The following is a 14,548-nucleotide window of genomic DNA, read 5'->3' as shown; positions in this document are numbered from 1 at the left end:
CGAGGGCTGCTCAAATGGGTTGCGCCAGGGCGATGGTGGAGTCGCGCATGATGTTGGCGTGTTCGACTTTGTCGCCACCTTCTATTTCGATTTCACCCAAACGGGTGGAGTTATTTACTACCATGCGGCAACGCTCCCAACGGCGATTCTGGAAAGCTTCGAAGGCCGTCTCTACCCTCTGGTGGCGGCCCAGCTCCTCAGCCAGGACGATGGCATCCTCGATGCCGATGCAGGCCCCCGAGGCCAGGTGGGGGGTGGTGGCGTGAACGGTATCGCCAATCAGCACGACCCGGCCACGATACCAGGGCCGCGGCAGCAACAGCCCATCCAGCGGGCGATACACGACAGAGTCCCCGGTTATTTGCACCGCCAGTTCGTGCACCATGGGCGCCGTAAAGTTATTCGCTAACAGGTGTTTTAACCTGGCGGCCTGCTCGCTTTCGGCGATGCGCTGACGCTGCTCGCTGTGCTCGGTCAGGAACAGGTACGCTTCTTCCCCGGATACCGGGTTCAGACCCAGTTTCAGGTGCGGCCCCACCCACATCTTAAGGGTATTCACCTCGGCGGGGCGCGGTACGACTGCCCGCCACACGCCCTGGCCGGTGTACTGCGGCTTTGGCGCCTCTGGAAACAGCCATTCCCGTAGTTTGGAGTAGAGCCCATCGGCGCCGATCACCAGGTCGAAACGGCCACTGCTGCCATCGGTAAACGTCACTGTGACGCCATCCGCGTCGGGTTCGATGGATTTGTAGGTCTGCCCAAGGCGCACCCGGGTGCCGGATGTCACCACCTTGTCGGCCAGGATACGGGCCAGTACCGGGCGCATAATCGCTCCGGCGCCGGGAACGTCAGGCCCAGCGACTCGGGCTGTGGGAATGGTGCCGATCAGATGCCCGTTGGGTGCTGTAATCTCCACCCCATCCTGCGCGCTGCCCTGCTCCAGAAATGCCTCCAGTATTCCCAGCGTTCCGAACGCGCGCAAAGTCGCGCCACCCAGGCTGATGCCCGCACCGTCGGCCCCCCAGTCGGGATCAATCTCCAGCAGATGGGTTTCAATGTTTTGTTTGCATAACTGGATGGCGGCGGACATGCCGGAAAAACCACCGCCAATAATAAGTACTTTATTCACTGATTTGCTCACGGGCTCTCTGCTCCATTGTTATTAGTATCAAGCGTTGCCAGCACGTCACCCCCGTTGCTGACCCGCAGTGGTATCTGGACAAGCGATTTACCCAGGCAGGGGCCCGATGTACACAGGCCTGTCGCTATTTCAAATCGGGCGCCATGGGCGGCGCACACGATGGCCTCTCCTTTCGTGTCGAGGTAGGCGTCCTTGCGCCAGGGCAGTGCCGTATTGCCATAGTGCGGACAGAGATCGCGATAGGCGTACACAAACCGCCCCCGGCGCACCACGAACACCGTGTCATGCCCCCACTGTTCGGGATCGAAGCCCCGGGCGCCCCGTTCGGGAAGATCTTCCAGCGTACATAGTTTTACCATTTTCGACATGACCCGGTTCCTGGTAAGGCCCAGTGGTTTTATTCAGCAGCCTTCGGCGGCGGCCCCATGGGCGCCCACTTCTCGCGGGGCTGCAGCAGGAAGGCCTGCGTAGTGTCGGCGCTGAGGAACGCTTCGCGGGCAGTCCATTGTTCGTCGTGCAGATCCATGTCCGCGTCGTATTCCATGTTGCAACCGAAGGGGCTTTTGAAATACCAGAACCAGTTGGAGCCAAACAGGTGTCGGCCCGGGCCCCAGAAGCTCTGGTAACCCTTGCTGACCATATGATTACCGGCCTGCATCACCTCCGTCGGCCCGCCCATATGGAAAGTAAAGTGCTCGCAACCCTGCATATGCGGCGGGGTCTGGATGAAGAACAATGTGTGGTGATCCTGGGTGCCGACCGGGCGCATGAAGGAGCCCACACCGGTAAAACGATCGCTGGTAGCGAAGCCCAGGCGCTCGGCATAAAACGCTTCAGTCCTGGCGGCATCCGGAACGAAGTACACCACGTGAGACAGGGTTCGCGGCCGGGGTTGCGCGCCGCCCTCAACACCGATCTCATTCACCGGGCGCTGCGGGGGAGCGCCCGGGGCGTTAATGGCTTCCGCCGGGAGGGACAGGGGTCTGCGCACAGTCACCTGGAAGCCCAGTACAAAGCCGACATCGTCCGTGGCTTCGAGAGAACCGTCTTGCAGTCGTTTGACTTCGCGGTCCCTGCCCAATTCATCGGCGATGGCATCCAGAGTCGCCTGGTCGGCAACCCCGTAGAGGGTTTTGCGCAACATACTGCCGGTTTCCAGCGGCGCCGGCAGCGAAGGATCGTCCTTGGGTGCGATAATCACGGCCGTACCGTCCAGCGCTTCAAAGCGGCCGTTGCCGATCGGTTCCAGGCCATAGTCGGTCAGGTATTGTGTAGCGGCATCGATATCGTCGATGCCAAAGAGCAGAGCATCAGGTCCAATAATATTCATGTTGTTTCCTCTTATTTTACTGATTCAGTTGGCCGTGCGTCCGCCCAGGGTTTCGGCGACCCAGTCGGCAATGTAGTGCCCGGGGTTAATGGCGTTATCAAAGGCGGCGTGCTGCACCCCACCTTCGCGCTCGGTGAAGATTTTCAGCTCACGGGTCGGGCTGTTGATCAATTGGTCGTAGGTGCGCTGCGCCCATTTCAGGGGAATTTGGCTGTCTTTCTCACCGTGGGTGACCAGGAAGGGCACCTTGATCTTCTCGACCACCCCGTCGAGATGGACGTTCTCGGCAATCTCCATGAACTCATCGATATCCCGGGCGCCCCACACCCAGCAGACGTGGCTCCAGTAGTGCGGAACCGGAAAGTCGCCCTCTTTCTCCAGGCGGCGCTTTTGCACATCGCGCCAGTCGTGATTGGCACCAAGGACCACCCCGCAGGCAAAGCGCGGCTCGAAGGCCACGGCGCGGGGGCAGTAGTAGCCACCCAGCGACACGCCTTCCATGCCGATGCGCTTGCTGTCCACATCGTCGCGGCTTTCCAGCCAGTCCACCACGCGGCTGGCCCAGTGCTCGCTGTCGTAGCGGGCGGTGAAGCCCTGCAGGCGCAGGGCCTCGCCGGTGCCGGGCTGGTCCAGGACCAGGGAGGCCACCCCGCGTTTGGCCAGCCATTTCGGCATGCCGACGTGATATCCCAGCTCCTTGGTGGAATCCAGGCCGTTCACCTGCACCAGCAGCGGTGCCGGCCCCTCTACCCCTTGCGCCGGGACATAAAGCGCCGACAGGTGTTTGCCCTCATAGGGAATTTCCACCCGCTCACAGGATTCGTCGGACAGGGTCACGCCTTTCTGGAACAGCGCCAGGGATTCCTTGTACAGTTCCAGCCGATTGGGTGCGTCGTGGGCCTGCAGGCGCTCACAGGTCAGCAGGTAGCTGCTGGCGCGGGTGTATTTCTCACCCGCGGATAGCTGGCGGCCGCGGGCTTCGTCTTCCTCGGCCAGGCCGCACAGTTTGTTTGCCATCCTGGACCAGGTGTCGCGAAATGCCTGGGTACCTTCGGCATCGGGCTGTTTTGCCGCGTCCTGCAACGGAGCGCACATCGCTTCGATTTCGCCCATGCGGGCGCCCATTTCGATGGCCAGGCCGACCGACAGGTTCCAGACATAGTTTGTCGGGAAGTACTTGAACATAAGGATTCCTCAATCAGTCATTAGCCTTCAATAATCGCAACCGCGCGCACAAAACCGGCGGAGGCGTGTTTGATCTTGTAGGGGAAACACGACACCAGGAAACCGTGATCCGGCAGGCTTTCCAGGTTGGCCAGCTTTTCCATCTGGCCGTATCCGATATCGCGACCGGCCTTGTGACCCTCCCAGATAATCGAGGCGTCGCCGCTTTCCGCGAAGCGCTCCCGGGTGAAGGCGAAAGGCGCATCCCAACTCCAGGCATCGGTGCCTACTACGCGCACGCCGCGCTCCAGCAGGTACAGAGTCGCTTCCCGCCCCATGCCAACACCGGCGCTCAAATAACCGGGCTCCCCGAAGATGGCGCCGGCGCGGGTATTGACCAGAACGATGTCGAGCGCTCGCAGCTCATGATCGATACGCGCCAGTTCAGCTTCCACTTCCACGGCGGTTACCACATGGCCGTCGGGCAGGTGACGAAAGTCGAGCTTCACCCCCGGCTGCAGGCACCACTCCAAGGGCAGCTCATCGATGCCGTAGGCCGGCTTGCCGCCATCGGTGGTGGATGCATCGGTGATGGATGCATAGTGCCAGGGGGCATCCATATGGGTGCCGCTGTGCGTGGTGATCTGCAGGCGCTCGGCGGCCCAGGCCTCCTCGCCGGGCAGATCCTCCAGCTTCAGGCCCGGAAACATGGCGGCCAATTCCGGCCAGCCCTGCTGGTGATCGACATAGTCAATTTGCGGCAACAGGGGGGGTGGATCGGTGTGCGGGTTGTTGTCCAGGGTTACCGAGAGATCAACCAGCTTGCGTTTGTTCAGACTCATAAGATGTTCTCTTTTGTCCTGTCAGCCACGTCGTTAGCGGCCAGCGTTATTCCGCCGACGGGGCCACCACCCGTTGATCGATGGCGCCAAATAACTCGCTCCCGTCGGGTAGCGTGGCCGTGATGCGTACACGATCACCAAAGCGCATAAAGCCGGTGCGAATCTCCCCAAACTCGATCATCTCGATGGCGCGCCGTTCGGAGATACAGGCTGAGCCGACACTGCGGTCGTGATTGGAAACCGTGCCGGAACCGATCACCGTGCCGGCGCTCAGGCGGCGGGTCAGGGCGGCGTGGGCGATCAGTTCATGAAAACCAAAGTGCATGGCGCCGCCATGGGGATGGCCAAACCACTCCCCGTTCCAGCTCACATTCAGCGGCAGGTGAATGCGGCCGTCTCGCCAGGCATCGCCCAGCTCATCGGGCGTGACGGCGACCGCGGCAAAGCTGGTCGACGGCTTGGCCTGTACGAAGCCAAAACCGGTTTTCATCTCGCGGGGCCCCAGAGCGCGAAGGCTGACATCGTTCAGCAGGGTGATCAGGCGCACGTGGTCGAGGGCTTGATCGGCCGGTGTGCCCATGGGCACTTCATCGACAATCACGCCGAACTCACCTTCGAAGTCGATGCCGTGTTCCTCGCTGGGCAGCACGATGTCTTCACAGGGACCCAGAAAATCGTCCCCCGCGCCCTGGTAGATCAAGGGAATCCGGTCCATACCTTCAATCGGCTGCAGCTGAAACGCCTGCTGCATCAGCGCACCGTGGCTCAGGAAACAGGAGCCATCCAGCCACTGCCAGGTGCGCGGCAGGGGCGCTGCCGCCGCCGAGGGAGCAAAGGGCAACGCAGTATCCAGCGAACCCGTATCCATCAAACCTTGGTTGAGCGCCCGATCGACTTCCCGCAGGGCCGGCTCGAGGCTCGGCCAGTGCTCGATGGCGTACTGCAGGGTGGGCGCCAGGTGAGACACCTCCGCGGCCAGTGTCAGGTCGTTCGACACCAGGACCAGGCGGCCATCCAGCGTCGGGTTTTTCAGGGTGGCTAGTTTCATTATCGGGAACCTTTCCTGCCTTGCAGGCCGCCGCCGGCAAGCGGCGGATGTTGTTACAGCCGGCACTCTCCGACAGTGCGAAACAGGCTACGTCGAAAACACCCTGTTCAAAAATCACTTATAACGATGATATGTATCTACAATCGCGATACATTAGCCATGGGCGAGGCCATTAGTTGACAGATTTATAGGTAAAGGGAAGGTATCGCCAAAAATGATAATTCGGCGGCCGGCTTGTCACCGTTCCGCCCACTGGGAGAGATGCCCCGCTATGCGCTTTGAACACCTCGATCTGAACCTGCTGGTGGCCCTGGATGTACTGTTGGAAGAGTGCAATATCACCCGGGCCGCCGACCGCTTGAATATGACGCAATCCGCCACCAGCGGTGTCTTGCGGCGCTTGCGGACTTTTTTCGACGACGAACTGCTGGTGCAGGTAGGCCGAAAAATGCAGCCCACGCCGTACGCAGAGGAGTTGAGGGAACCGGTCCGCGAGGTCATGCTGAAAATCCGCTCCAGCATCATTACCAAGCGAGCTTTCGACCCGTTGACCAGCAAACGCCATTTTCGCATCGTCAGTGCCGATTTCGCCATCACGGTGCTGCTCAGCGGCGTGTTGCGGACCATACAGCGGGAAGCCCCCCACCTGACCTTCGAGATACTCAGCGCCTTCCACCAGCCCGAGAACCTGCTGGAGCGCGGCGAAGCGGATTTCCTGATCGTTCCAGAACGCTTTACCGTGGAAGGCCACCCTTCGGAACTGCTGTTCATCGAAAACCATGTTTGCGTGGTCTGGCGGGACAATACGTTGGTCGACGAGCAGATTACCTTCGAGCAATATATGGAGATGGGCCACGTGACCGTGGGCTTTGGCAGCAGCCGGAAGTTGAGTATTGAAGACTGGTTTATCAAACAATATAACATCACGCGGCGCATCGAAGTCATCACCAGCGACTTCAATACCCTGCCGCAACTGGTGGTGGGTACCCAGCGCATCGCCACCATGCACGAGCGGTTGGCCCGGTATTACGCCCAATACCTTCCCATCCGCCTACTGCCCACACCGGTCAAGTTGCCGGCAATGCGCGAACATCTGCAGTGGCACCGGGCACTGGAGAGCGATCCCCTGCACCGCTGGGTGCGGGAAAAGATTCAAACCGCCGCCAACGATCTGGATTAGCCAAAGACCTCAGTTGGCATCCGACAACGTTGTTGAAGTTCAAACAACGGATTCGGCAGCTAACGAACAGAAACTGGGGTGTCTCGATGAAGTACCAGCTTTTCAAAACCAGCCAGTTTATACGCGGCTGGATTAACTACTATGGTATCGCCAACTGCTATCAGCTTTGAGCTGTGAGGCGGTTATGTCTTTTATTGCTCCAAAATTAAAGGAGCTTAAAAAGGCGCAACTGATATTCGAGTTTGCGGTTACCGACAACAAGGGGGAAACCTCCACACGCCCGATTTCGGTTACTGTAGTGAAGTAGCGGCAATTTTGGCCTTTCCGCTATTGGAGCCGGCGGTCTCTGGCGGTCGGATCTCCTGGAGAGGCCTAGGCGAGTGTACCCGGAGCGTGATCGGCCAATATGGCAGTCTTTCTTTGCTGTTACTGGCGGTTTTCCATCTGCGTCGGGGATTGGTGTTTTTCTGTTTGATTGGCCGGGGATCAAGGTAGCGTGTTTCGGCTGCATTGGTCTGCGTTGCGGTGGGATTCTTTGCTATAGAAGAACGAAACCTTGAAGTAAAATTTTGAATATTTCTGGATTTTGTGAATTTTGTCTTTGATTTTTGTATTTTTATGGTGTATTCGGGGCGGTTTGTCTCAAGCTCTTCTCTTCGGCTTGGCAAATCCCCGACAGAAGGGTGAATGTACCGCTCGCCAACTGCTGTTAGGATGGGCATCGATAACAAAACCAATCAGATCTCTAGGGGGCAATATCGTGACCGGATTACTGGATAGCCTGCCGCTCTGGCTGTGGTTTGTGCTGGCGCTGGTGGCGTTGTTTGTGGCGCGCAAGCCGGTGCACCAGGGCATCCTGGCCCTGGCGCGCTTCTTTCACCAGTCTCTGCGCCTGGGGGCCAATGCGGTGGCTGGCGCGGAAAACCGCCTGCAGCAACGCAACCGGGAGGTATTGCTGGCGGCGGGGCGCGAGGCGGCGGAGCGGCATATCGAGCGCGAGTTCGACCGCATCGAGAGCGTCATGAAAAAGGAGCTGGCGCAGTATCCGGCCCTGCACCGCAAACTCTGCGAACAGCTTACCGCCATCGATGAGGACTACGTGCGCAGCGCCGAAGTACCGCCGGAGCCCACCAACTGGTCCAAGGCGATCAAGGCGGTCGCGGATATTCCCGCCAAGCAGGACCCGGTGGTGGGGGATGTGCTGGAAACCATCCACCACTCCATGCGCAAGGCGGAGTCCAAGGCGTTGGAAGCCTACCGGGAGTCCGCCAGGGTGCGACACCAGTTGCTCAGGCGCATGATGCCCCACTGGCGATCCATCCTCTCCACCCTGGGGCGGGTCAACAAGAGTGTCGATTCGGTGAACCGCCGCGCAAAGGTGCTCGACGGCCATATGGAACACTATGAGGAAATCCTGCGAGACAGTGACCGCGCCCAGCGCATGCTCTCCTCCTCCTCCCTCAGCCAGTTCTTTATTTCCGCCTTTGTGCTGGCCATTGCCGTGGGCGGCGCCTTGATCAATTTCCACCTGATCGCCCGGCCGATGACCGAAATGGTCGGCGGAACCAGCTATATCGGCAATTTCAAGGTGGCCGATATCTCCGCGCTGGTGATCATTCTGGTGGAGATCACCATGGGCCTGTTCGCCATGGAGTGCCTGCGTATCACCCGGCTGTTCCCGGTGATCGGCGCGCTCAGCGACAAGTTGCGCATGCGCATGATGTGGGCGGCCTTCGTGCTGTTGTTCTTCCTCGCCACCGTGGAGGCGGGGCTGGCGTTTATGCGCGAGATACTGATGCAGGAGGACCTGGCGGTGAGCGCCCAGCTCCGGGGCGAGGAAGTGGCTGCCGCCACCAGCGGCGTTTACTGGATCACCACCGCGGCGCAGATGGGTATGGGCTTTATCCTGCCTTTTGCGCTCACCTTCGTGGCGATTCCCCTGGAAAACTTTATCGCCTCCGCGCGCACGGTGATCGGTGTACTGGTCGGCTTTGCGCTGCGCCTGCTGTCGGTTGTACTGCGTCTCGCCGGCACCGCCTCTCTGCGAGCTGGCGGCATGTTGGTGCGCCTCTACGATATCCTGATTTTCTTCCCCCTGTGGCTGGAGAGCAAATACCTCAGCTGGCGGGAGTCCGCCCAATCGGCAACTGCGGAGAAAGTACAATGAAAAGACTGACAGGCGTCCTCTGCTGCCTGCTGCTCGCCGCCTGCGGCGAGCCGGTGGCGCGCAACCAGGGCGTGTACATGCTGATCGACACTTCCGGTACCTATACCCGGGAATTGGACAAGGCCCGGCAGGTGATCAATTTCACCCTGGCGAGAATGAATCCCGGCGACACCTTCGCCGTGGCCAGTATCAACACCGGCAGCTTCAGCGAGAAAAACATCAAGGCCAAGGTCACCTTTGACGACCGCCCCAGTGTCACCAACAAACAGAAGCGGGCCTTCCAGCAGGCTGTCGACCGGTTTGTGGCGGAAACCGAGCCCGCCGCCTACACCGATATCACCGGCGGCCTGTTGCAGGCGGTGGAATACCTGAATGAGAAGGAGCCCGGGCGCAAGACCATTCTGATCTTTTCCGACCTCAAGGAGGAGATCAAGGAGGGTTACAACCGGGATATTCCCCTGCAATTGAACGGCTTCGACCTGGTGGCCCTGAATGTCACCAAGCTGAGCAGCGACAACGTCGACCCCACCGAATACCTGGGCCGCCTGGAGCAGTGGCAGAGCAAGGTGGAGCAGAGCGGCGGCAGCTGGCGGGTGGTCAACGACCTGGAGCGGCTGGAAAAAATCCTGCCCTGAAATTTTCTTGGGAGCGGCCAACGGCCGCCCCCAAGAAAACTGTAAATACTGGTGATCGATGTTCTGGTTGTCGCTTTTCTGTGTAATTCTGCTGGTACTCTGGCTCTACGCTAGGTCGCGGCCTGCGCCCTCCTCATTGCTCGACTTGCCCCACAAAGACGGCCCCCTGGTGATTGCCCACGGCGATGAAGCCGGCGGCGGCCTCTATCCAGGCAACACCTTGCTGCATCTGCAGAAAATGACCGAGCTGGGAGTGGATGCGGTGGAGCTGGATCTGAGTCTCACCGCCGACGGCCATCTGGTATTGATGCACGACAACCGCGTAGATCGCACCACCGACGGCAGGGGCTCAGTCGCGGACATGACGCTGGCGGAACTGCGCGAATTGAACGTGGCCCACAACTGGAGCCGCGACGGCGAAAACTATCCGTACCGCCGGCAGCCCCTGCGCATCGCCACCATCGACGAGGTGTTCGCCGCGCTGCCGGAAATACCGGTGATTATCGAACTGAAAAACAACGATGTGAAGGCGGCGCGGGCACTGTGCGACAGCATCCGGCGTTTCGGGCGGCAGGACCGGGTAATCGTTTCCTCCTTTCACCAGAAGGTGATCGGCGATTTCCGCCGCCTGTGTCCCGAGGTCGCCACAGGAGCCGCCGTTGCCGACGCACTGCTGTTCTATGCCGCGCAACTATTGCACCTGGAACGGCTGCTGAGTCTCCGCTACCAGACCATGCAGCTGCCCATGCGTTATTACGGAATCCGGGTATTTTCGCCGCGCTTTCTACACGCTGCGCGCAAATGCAACCTGCATCTGTCGGTGTGGACAGTGAATGACATCGCGGACATGCAACACTACATCGACCTGGGAGTGGATGGCATCGTCACCGACAGGCCGGACATACTGCGCTCCCTATTGCGGGAGCGGGAAACTTCAGGAGGACGATAATGAACAGAATTCTTTCTACTCTGGGTTTATTTCTATTTTTTGTGGCCGACCATGTGGTGGCCCAGAATGACTTTTCCGGTGTGGAGATCAGCAGTAAAAAAGTGGCTGACAATCTGTATATGCTGCAGGGCGCCGGAGGGAATATCGCTCTGTTCGCAGGGAAGGACGGCGCCTTTATGGTGGATGACCAGTTTGCGCCACTCTCCGAAAAGATCCAGAAAGCGGTGGTGGGGCTCACCGACAAGCCGCTGCGTTTTGTAATTAACACCCACTGGCACGGCGACCACACCGGCGGCAATGAGACACTGGGCGAGACGGGTGCGCTGATTGTCGCCCACGAAAATGTGCGCAAGCGCATGAGCACCAAACAATTTATAAAGGCGTTCGGCCGCGAGGTATCCGCCTCGCCGGATGCGGCGCTGCCGGTGATCACATTCACCGACGCCGCCGCCTTCCACTGGAACGGCGACGATGTGATTGTTCAGCACGTAGACCCGGCGCATACCGATGGTGATTCCATCGTGCACTTCAAAAAGGCCAACGTCATCCACATGGGCGATACCTTTTTCAACGGCACTTATCCGTTTATTGATCTCTCCTCCGGCGGCTCCTTCGATGGTGTGGTCGCCAGTGCGGAGCGGGTGCTGAAACTGGCCGACGACCAGACGAAAATTATCCCCGGCCACGGCCCGCTGGCAGACAAGGCCAGTCTGCAAAAGTACCGCGATGCCATGGTGACCCTGCGCGGGAAGATCCTGGCGCTGATTCAGCAGGGCAAGAGCCGCGAAGAAGTCATAGCCGCGCGGCCAACCGAGGATTTCGACCAGCAGTACGGCCAGGGCTTTATGAAGCCGGACCTCTGGACCGGAATAGTCTACGACTCATTGGCAGGGAGCCGGGAATAGCCTTGTAGGAGCGGGCAGTTCAGTCCCGTAGGATGGGCAAAGCGTAACGTGCGCATCCTACGTCTTAAGCAGACGCTTGCGCAGTTGTGCGAAACCGACGGCGAAATTCCCCCGTGGCGCCGGCTCCGGCATTTCCCCCTCGCGCACGCGGAACCAAGCCGCGTAGAGCGCCGGCAAAAACAGCAGCGTCAGCGCGGTGGCCACGATCAGCCCACCCATGATCGCCACCGCCATGGGGCCGAAGAAATCGCTGCGCGACAATGGGATCATCGCCAGCACTGCGGTCAGTGCCGTCAGTGCGATGGGCCGGAAACGGCGCACCGTGGATTCGACAATGGCGTCCCAGGGAGTCCGCCCCTGCGTTATATCCTGCTGTATCTGGTCTATTAAAATGACCGAGTTGCGCATGATCATACCCGCCAGGGCGATGGTGCCGAGCATGGCCACGAAGCCGAAAGGCTGGCGGAACATCAGCAGGAACAGGGTCACGCCGATAATGCCCAGGGGCGCGGTGAGAAACACCAGGGTCGACAGGGAAAAGCTGCGCAACTGCAGCATCAACAGCGTGAACACCACCAGCAGGAACAGTGGCATGCCGGCGTTCACCGAGTCCTGGCCGCGCGCGGATTCCTCCACACTGCCGCCGATTTCCAGCAGGTAGCCCGGCGGCAACTGCGCGCGGATATCCCGCAGCCGCGGCCAGACTTCATTCACCACGGTGGCTGGCTGTTGCTCGCCGTAGATGTCGGCGCGCACTGTCACCGTCGGCAGCCGGTCGCGGTGCCAGATAACGCCCTCCTCAAAACCGTAGTCCAGCGTGGCCACCTGGTTGAGCGGCACACTGCGGCCGCCATCGGTCTGCACCGCCAGGTTTCCGAGCAATCCCAGGGCCCGGCGTTCGCGCTCGTCGCCGCGCACCTCCACGTCGATCAGCTCGTTGTACTCGCGGTACTGGCCCACGGTGATACCGCTGAGGGAACTCTGCAGCGCGCGGGACAGGGTGGCGGAGTTGACGCCCAGGGTGCGGGCGCGGTCCTGGTCGATATTCAGGTGCACTGATTTGCTGGGCTCCTCCCAGTCCAGGTGCACGTTGGACACCGCCGGGTTTGCGCGGACCTTCTCCGCCACCGCGCGGGCCAGTTCGCGCACCTCGGGGATGTGTTCACCGGATACGCGGAACTGCACCGGATAACCCACTGGAGGGCCGTTCTCCAGCCGCGACACACGGGAGCGCAGGGTGGGGAACTCCTCGCGCAGGGTTTCGATCAGCCAGCTGCGCACCTCTTCGCGTTCGTCCACGCTGCGCGTCTGCACAACGAACTGGGCAAAGCTGGCCGCCGGCAGCTGCTGGTCCAGGGGCAGGTAAAAGCGCGGCGAGCCGGTGCCCACATAGGCTACATAGTTGACCACCAGCGGGTTCCGGGCCAGCAGCGTCTCCAGGCGCACGGCCTGGTGTTCGGTGGCTTTCAGTGAAGCGCCCTCGGCGAGTTTCAGGTCCACCATCAGCTCCAGTCGGCTGGACGAGGGGAAAAACTGTTGCGGCACGAAGCGGAACAGGACCAGGGCGCCGACGAAAACCGCTAGCGTCAGCGCTATCACGGTCTTGCGGTGGCGCAGGCACCAGAGCACCAGCCTGCGGAAACGCCGGTAGAAGGGTTTTTCATAGGGGTCGTGGATCTCGCCGCTGCTGCCGTGTCGTGTCAGGTTGGGGAGCAGGCGGTCGCCCAGGTAGGGTACAAAAACCACCGCGGCGACCCAGGAAGCCAGCAGTGACAGGGTCACCACCTGGAAAATCGAGCGGGTGTACTCACCGGTGCCAGACTGCGCCGTGGCAATGGGCAGGAAGCCAGCGGCGGTGATCAGGGTGCCGGTGAGCATCGGGAAGGCGGTGCTGGTCCAGGCGAAGCCGGCGGCCTTGAGACGACTCAGGCCCTGTTCCATTTTGATTGCCATCATTTCCACCGCGATGATGGCGTCGTCCACCATCAGGCCGAGGGCCAGCACCAGGGCGCCGAGGGAAATCTTGTGCAGGCCGATACCGAAGTAGTGCATCAGCGCAAAGGTCATCGCCAGCACCAAGGGTATCGACAGTGCCACCACCAGCCCGGTACGCGCACCGAGGGAGAAAAAACTCACCAGCAGCACGATCGCCAGCGCCTCTGCCAGCACCTGCAGGAATTCGCCCACGCCGCGCTTTACCGCCGCCGGCTGGTCCGAAACCTTGCGCAGCTCGAGCCCCACAGGCAGGTCCAGCTGCAACTCGGCAAAGGCCGCGTCGAGATTTTCCCCCAGTTCCAGAATGTCGCCACCGGCCTTCATGGATACCGCGATGCCGATGGCGTCTTCGCCCATAAAGCGCATGCGCGGCTGCGGTGGATCGCTGAAGCCGCGGTGCACCTTGGCAATATCACCCAGGCGCTGGGTGCGCCCCCCGGCACTGATGGGAAAATTGCGAATTTCTTCCACCGACTGGAACTGGCCGCTCACCCGTATGCGCACGCGGTCGCTGACGGTATCCACAAAACCGGCATCGGCCACGCTGTTCTGCGATTGCAGTACGCTCTGCACCGAGGACAGGGGAATCCCCAGGGAGGCCAACTTGGTGTTGGAAATTTCCACCCAGATTTTTTCGTCCTGCAGGCCGAGCAGTTCCACCTTGCCCACATCCTTCACCCGCTGCAGCGCCAGTTGCAGGCGTTCCGCATAGTCTTTTTTCAGTGCGTAGTCGAAGCCGGGCCCGGTGAGTGCGTAGATGTTGCCGAAGGTGGTGCCGAACTCGTCATTGAAGAAGGGGCCCTGGATATCCGGCGGCAGGGTGTGGCGGATATCTCCGACTTTTTTGCGCACCTGGTACCAGAGGTCCGGGATCTCGCTGGAGCGCATATCGTCGCGGGCGACAAACAGCACCTGGGACTGGCCGGGGCGGGAAAAGGAGGTGATGCGCTGATAGTCGCCGGTTTCCATCAGCTTTTTTTCCACCCGCTCGGTAATCTGGCGGGATACCTCCTCGGCGCCGGCGCCGGGCCAGAGGGTGTTGACCACCATCACCTTGAAAGTGAACGGCGGGTCCTCGCTCTGGCCCAGTTGGGTGTAGGAGATGGTGCCCAGCAGGCCGAGCAGGATCATGGCGTAGAGCACCAGCGGGCGGTTTTTCAGTGCCCACTCGGAAAGGTTAAAACGCATGGCG

Annotated in this window: 13 protein-coding genes; 6 read left to right on the top strand and 7 right to left on the bottom strand. The window is 60.6% G+C overall.

Features of this window, described 5'->3' with window-relative positions:
* Positions 1-10: 10 nt before the first annotated feature.
* From FHS09_RS02420 to FHS09_RS02395, 6 genes are read right to left on the bottom strand one after another with little or no spacing between them, the layout of a single operon-like run.
* Entirely contained in the window at positions 11-1,129 is a 1,119-nt protein-coding gene (locus tag FHS09_RS02420) for an FAD-dependent oxidoreductase (protein ID WP_221191756.1), read from the bottom strand.
* An 8-nt stretch (positions 1,130-1,137) separates the two neighbouring features.
* Positions 1,138-1,509, bottom strand: a complete 372-nt coding sequence (locus FHS09_RS02415; protein WP_183456347.1) for a Rieske (2Fe-2S) protein — start codon at positions 1,507-1,509, stop codon at positions 1,138-1,140.
* A gap of 29 nt (positions 1,510-1,538) precedes the next feature.
* Positions 1,539-2,471: a VOC family protein gene (locus FHS09_RS02410; RefSeq protein WP_183456345.1), complete on the bottom strand. Its 933-nt coding sequence runs from the start codon at positions 2,469-2,471 to the stop codon at positions 1,539-1,541.
* Between the two features lie 24 nt (positions 2,472-2,495).
* Positions 2,496-3,656 carry an alpha/beta hydrolase family protein gene (locus FHS09_RS02405; RefSeq protein WP_183456343.1) on the bottom strand — a complete coding sequence of 387 codons (1,161 nt, stop codon included), beginning with the start codon at positions 3,654-3,656 and terminating at the stop codon, positions 2,496-2,498.
* 20 nt (positions 3,657-3,676) lie between these two features.
* Positions 3,677-4,477 carry a cyclase family protein gene (locus FHS09_RS02400; protein ID WP_183456341.1) on the bottom strand — a complete coding sequence of 267 codons (801 nt, stop codon included), beginning with the start codon at positions 4,475-4,477 and terminating at the stop codon, positions 3,677-3,679.
* Between the two features lie 46 nt (positions 4,478-4,523).
* Positions 4,524-5,525, bottom strand: coding sequence for a fumarylacetoacetate hydrolase family protein (locus tag FHS09_RS02395; protein WP_183456339.1), 1,002 nt, complete (start codon positions 5,523-5,525; stop codon positions 4,524-4,526).
* 271 nt (positions 5,526-5,796) lie between these two features.
* Here FHS09_RS02395 and FHS09_RS02390 point away from each other — a divergent pair, with 271 nt between their 5' ends.
* From FHS09_RS02390 to FHS09_RS02365, 6 genes are all read left to right on the top strand, one after another.
* On the top strand, positions 5,797-6,705 hold the full coding sequence (locus tag FHS09_RS02390) for a LysR family transcriptional regulator (protein WP_183456337.1): 909 nt from the start codon (positions 5,797-5,799) through the stop codon (positions 6,703-6,705).
* Positions 6,624-6,875: a group II intron maturase-specific domain-containing protein gene (locus FHS09_RS23190; RefSeq protein ID WP_343057382.1), complete on the top strand. Its 252-nt coding sequence runs from the start codon at positions 6,624-6,626 to the stop codon at positions 6,873-6,875. Before FHS09_RS02390 ends, FHS09_RS23190 begins: the two co-directional genes overlap by 82 nt.
* Positions 6,876-7,465: 590 nt before the next feature.
* The gene (locus tag FHS09_RS02380; RefSeq protein WP_183456335.1) at positions 7,466-8,872 is read left to right on the top strand and encodes a hypothetical protein; all 1,407 of its coding nucleotides are present in this window, start codon (positions 7,466-7,468) and stop codon (positions 8,870-8,872) included.
* On the top strand, positions 8,869-9,507 hold the full coding sequence (locus FHS09_RS02375) for a vWA domain-containing protein (protein WP_183456333.1): 639 nt from the start codon (positions 8,869-8,871) through the stop codon (positions 9,505-9,507). The genes FHS09_RS02380 and FHS09_RS02375 overlap by 4 nt, the downstream gene beginning before the upstream one ends.
* Positions 9,508-9,565: 58 nt before the next feature.
* Positions 9,566-10,456, top strand: a complete 891-nt coding sequence (locus FHS09_RS02370; RefSeq protein WP_183456331.1) for a glycerophosphodiester phosphodiesterase family protein — start codon at positions 9,566-9,568, stop codon at positions 10,454-10,456.
* Positions 10,456-11,361: an MBL fold metallo-hydrolase gene (locus tag FHS09_RS02365; RefSeq protein WP_183456329.1), complete on the top strand. Its 906-nt coding sequence runs from the start codon at positions 10,456-10,458 to the stop codon at positions 11,359-11,361. Before FHS09_RS02370 ends, FHS09_RS02365 begins: the two co-directional genes overlap by 1 nt.
* 57 nt (positions 11,362-11,418) lie before the next feature.
* On the opposite strand, the gene FHS09_RS02360 is transcribed toward FHS09_RS02365, so the two are convergent.
* Complete coding sequence (locus tag FHS09_RS02360) at positions 11,419-14,544, bottom strand: efflux RND transporter permease subunit (protein ID WP_183456327.1); 3,126 nt, start codon at positions 14,542-14,544, stop codon at positions 11,419-11,421.
* Positions 14,545-14,548: the final 4 nt, after the last annotated feature.

Source organism: Microbulbifer rhizosphaerae, from assembly GCF_014191725.1.
Classification (GTDB): Bacteria; Pseudomonadota; Gammaproteobacteria; order Pseudomonadales; family Cellvibrionaceae; genus Microbulbifer; species Microbulbifer rhizosphaerae.
This window is presented reverse-complemented; position numbering and strand designations above follow the sequence as displayed.

Bases quoted from the DNA above. Each gene is read 5' to 3' on its own strand.
- FHS09_RS02400 (WP_183456341.1), bottom strand. From the start codon at position 4,477: ATGAGTCTGAACAAACGCAAGCTGGTTGATCTCTCGGTAACCCTGGAC.
- FHS09_RS02365 (WP_183456329.1), top strand. From the start codon at position 10,456: ATGAACAGAATTCTTTCTACTCTGGGTTTATTTCTATTTTTTGTGGCC.
- FHS09_RS02415 (WP_183456347.1), bottom strand. From the start codon at position 1,509: ATGTCGAAAATGGTAAAACTATGTACGCTGGAAGATCTTCCCGAACGG.
- FHS09_RS02405 (WP_183456343.1), bottom strand. From the start codon at position 3,656: ATGTTCAAGTACTTCCCGACAAACTATGTCTGGAACCTGTCGGTCGGC.
- FHS09_RS02410 (WP_183456345.1), bottom strand. From the start codon at position 2,471: ATGAATATTATTGGACCTGATGCTCTGCTCTTTGGCATCGACGATATC.
- FHS09_RS02375 (WP_183456333.1), top strand. From the start codon at position 8,869: ATGAAAAGACTGACAGGCGTCCTCTGCTGCCTGCTGCTCGCCGCCTGC.
- FHS09_RS02395 (WP_183456339.1), bottom strand. From the start codon at position 5,525: ATGAAACTAGCCACCCTGAAAAACCCGACGCTGGATGGCCGCCTGGTC.
- FHS09_RS02360 (WP_183456327.1), bottom strand. From the start codon at position 14,544: ATGCGTTTTAACCTTTCCGAGTGGGCACTGAAAAACCGCCCGCTGGTG.
- FHS09_RS02390 (WP_183456337.1), top strand. From the start codon at position 5,797: ATGCGCTTTGAACACCTCGATCTGAACCTGCTGGTGGCCCTGGATGTA.
- FHS09_RS02370 (WP_183456331.1), top strand. From the start codon at position 9,566: ATGTTCTGGTTGTCGCTTTTCTGTGTAATTCTGCTGGTACTCTGGCTC.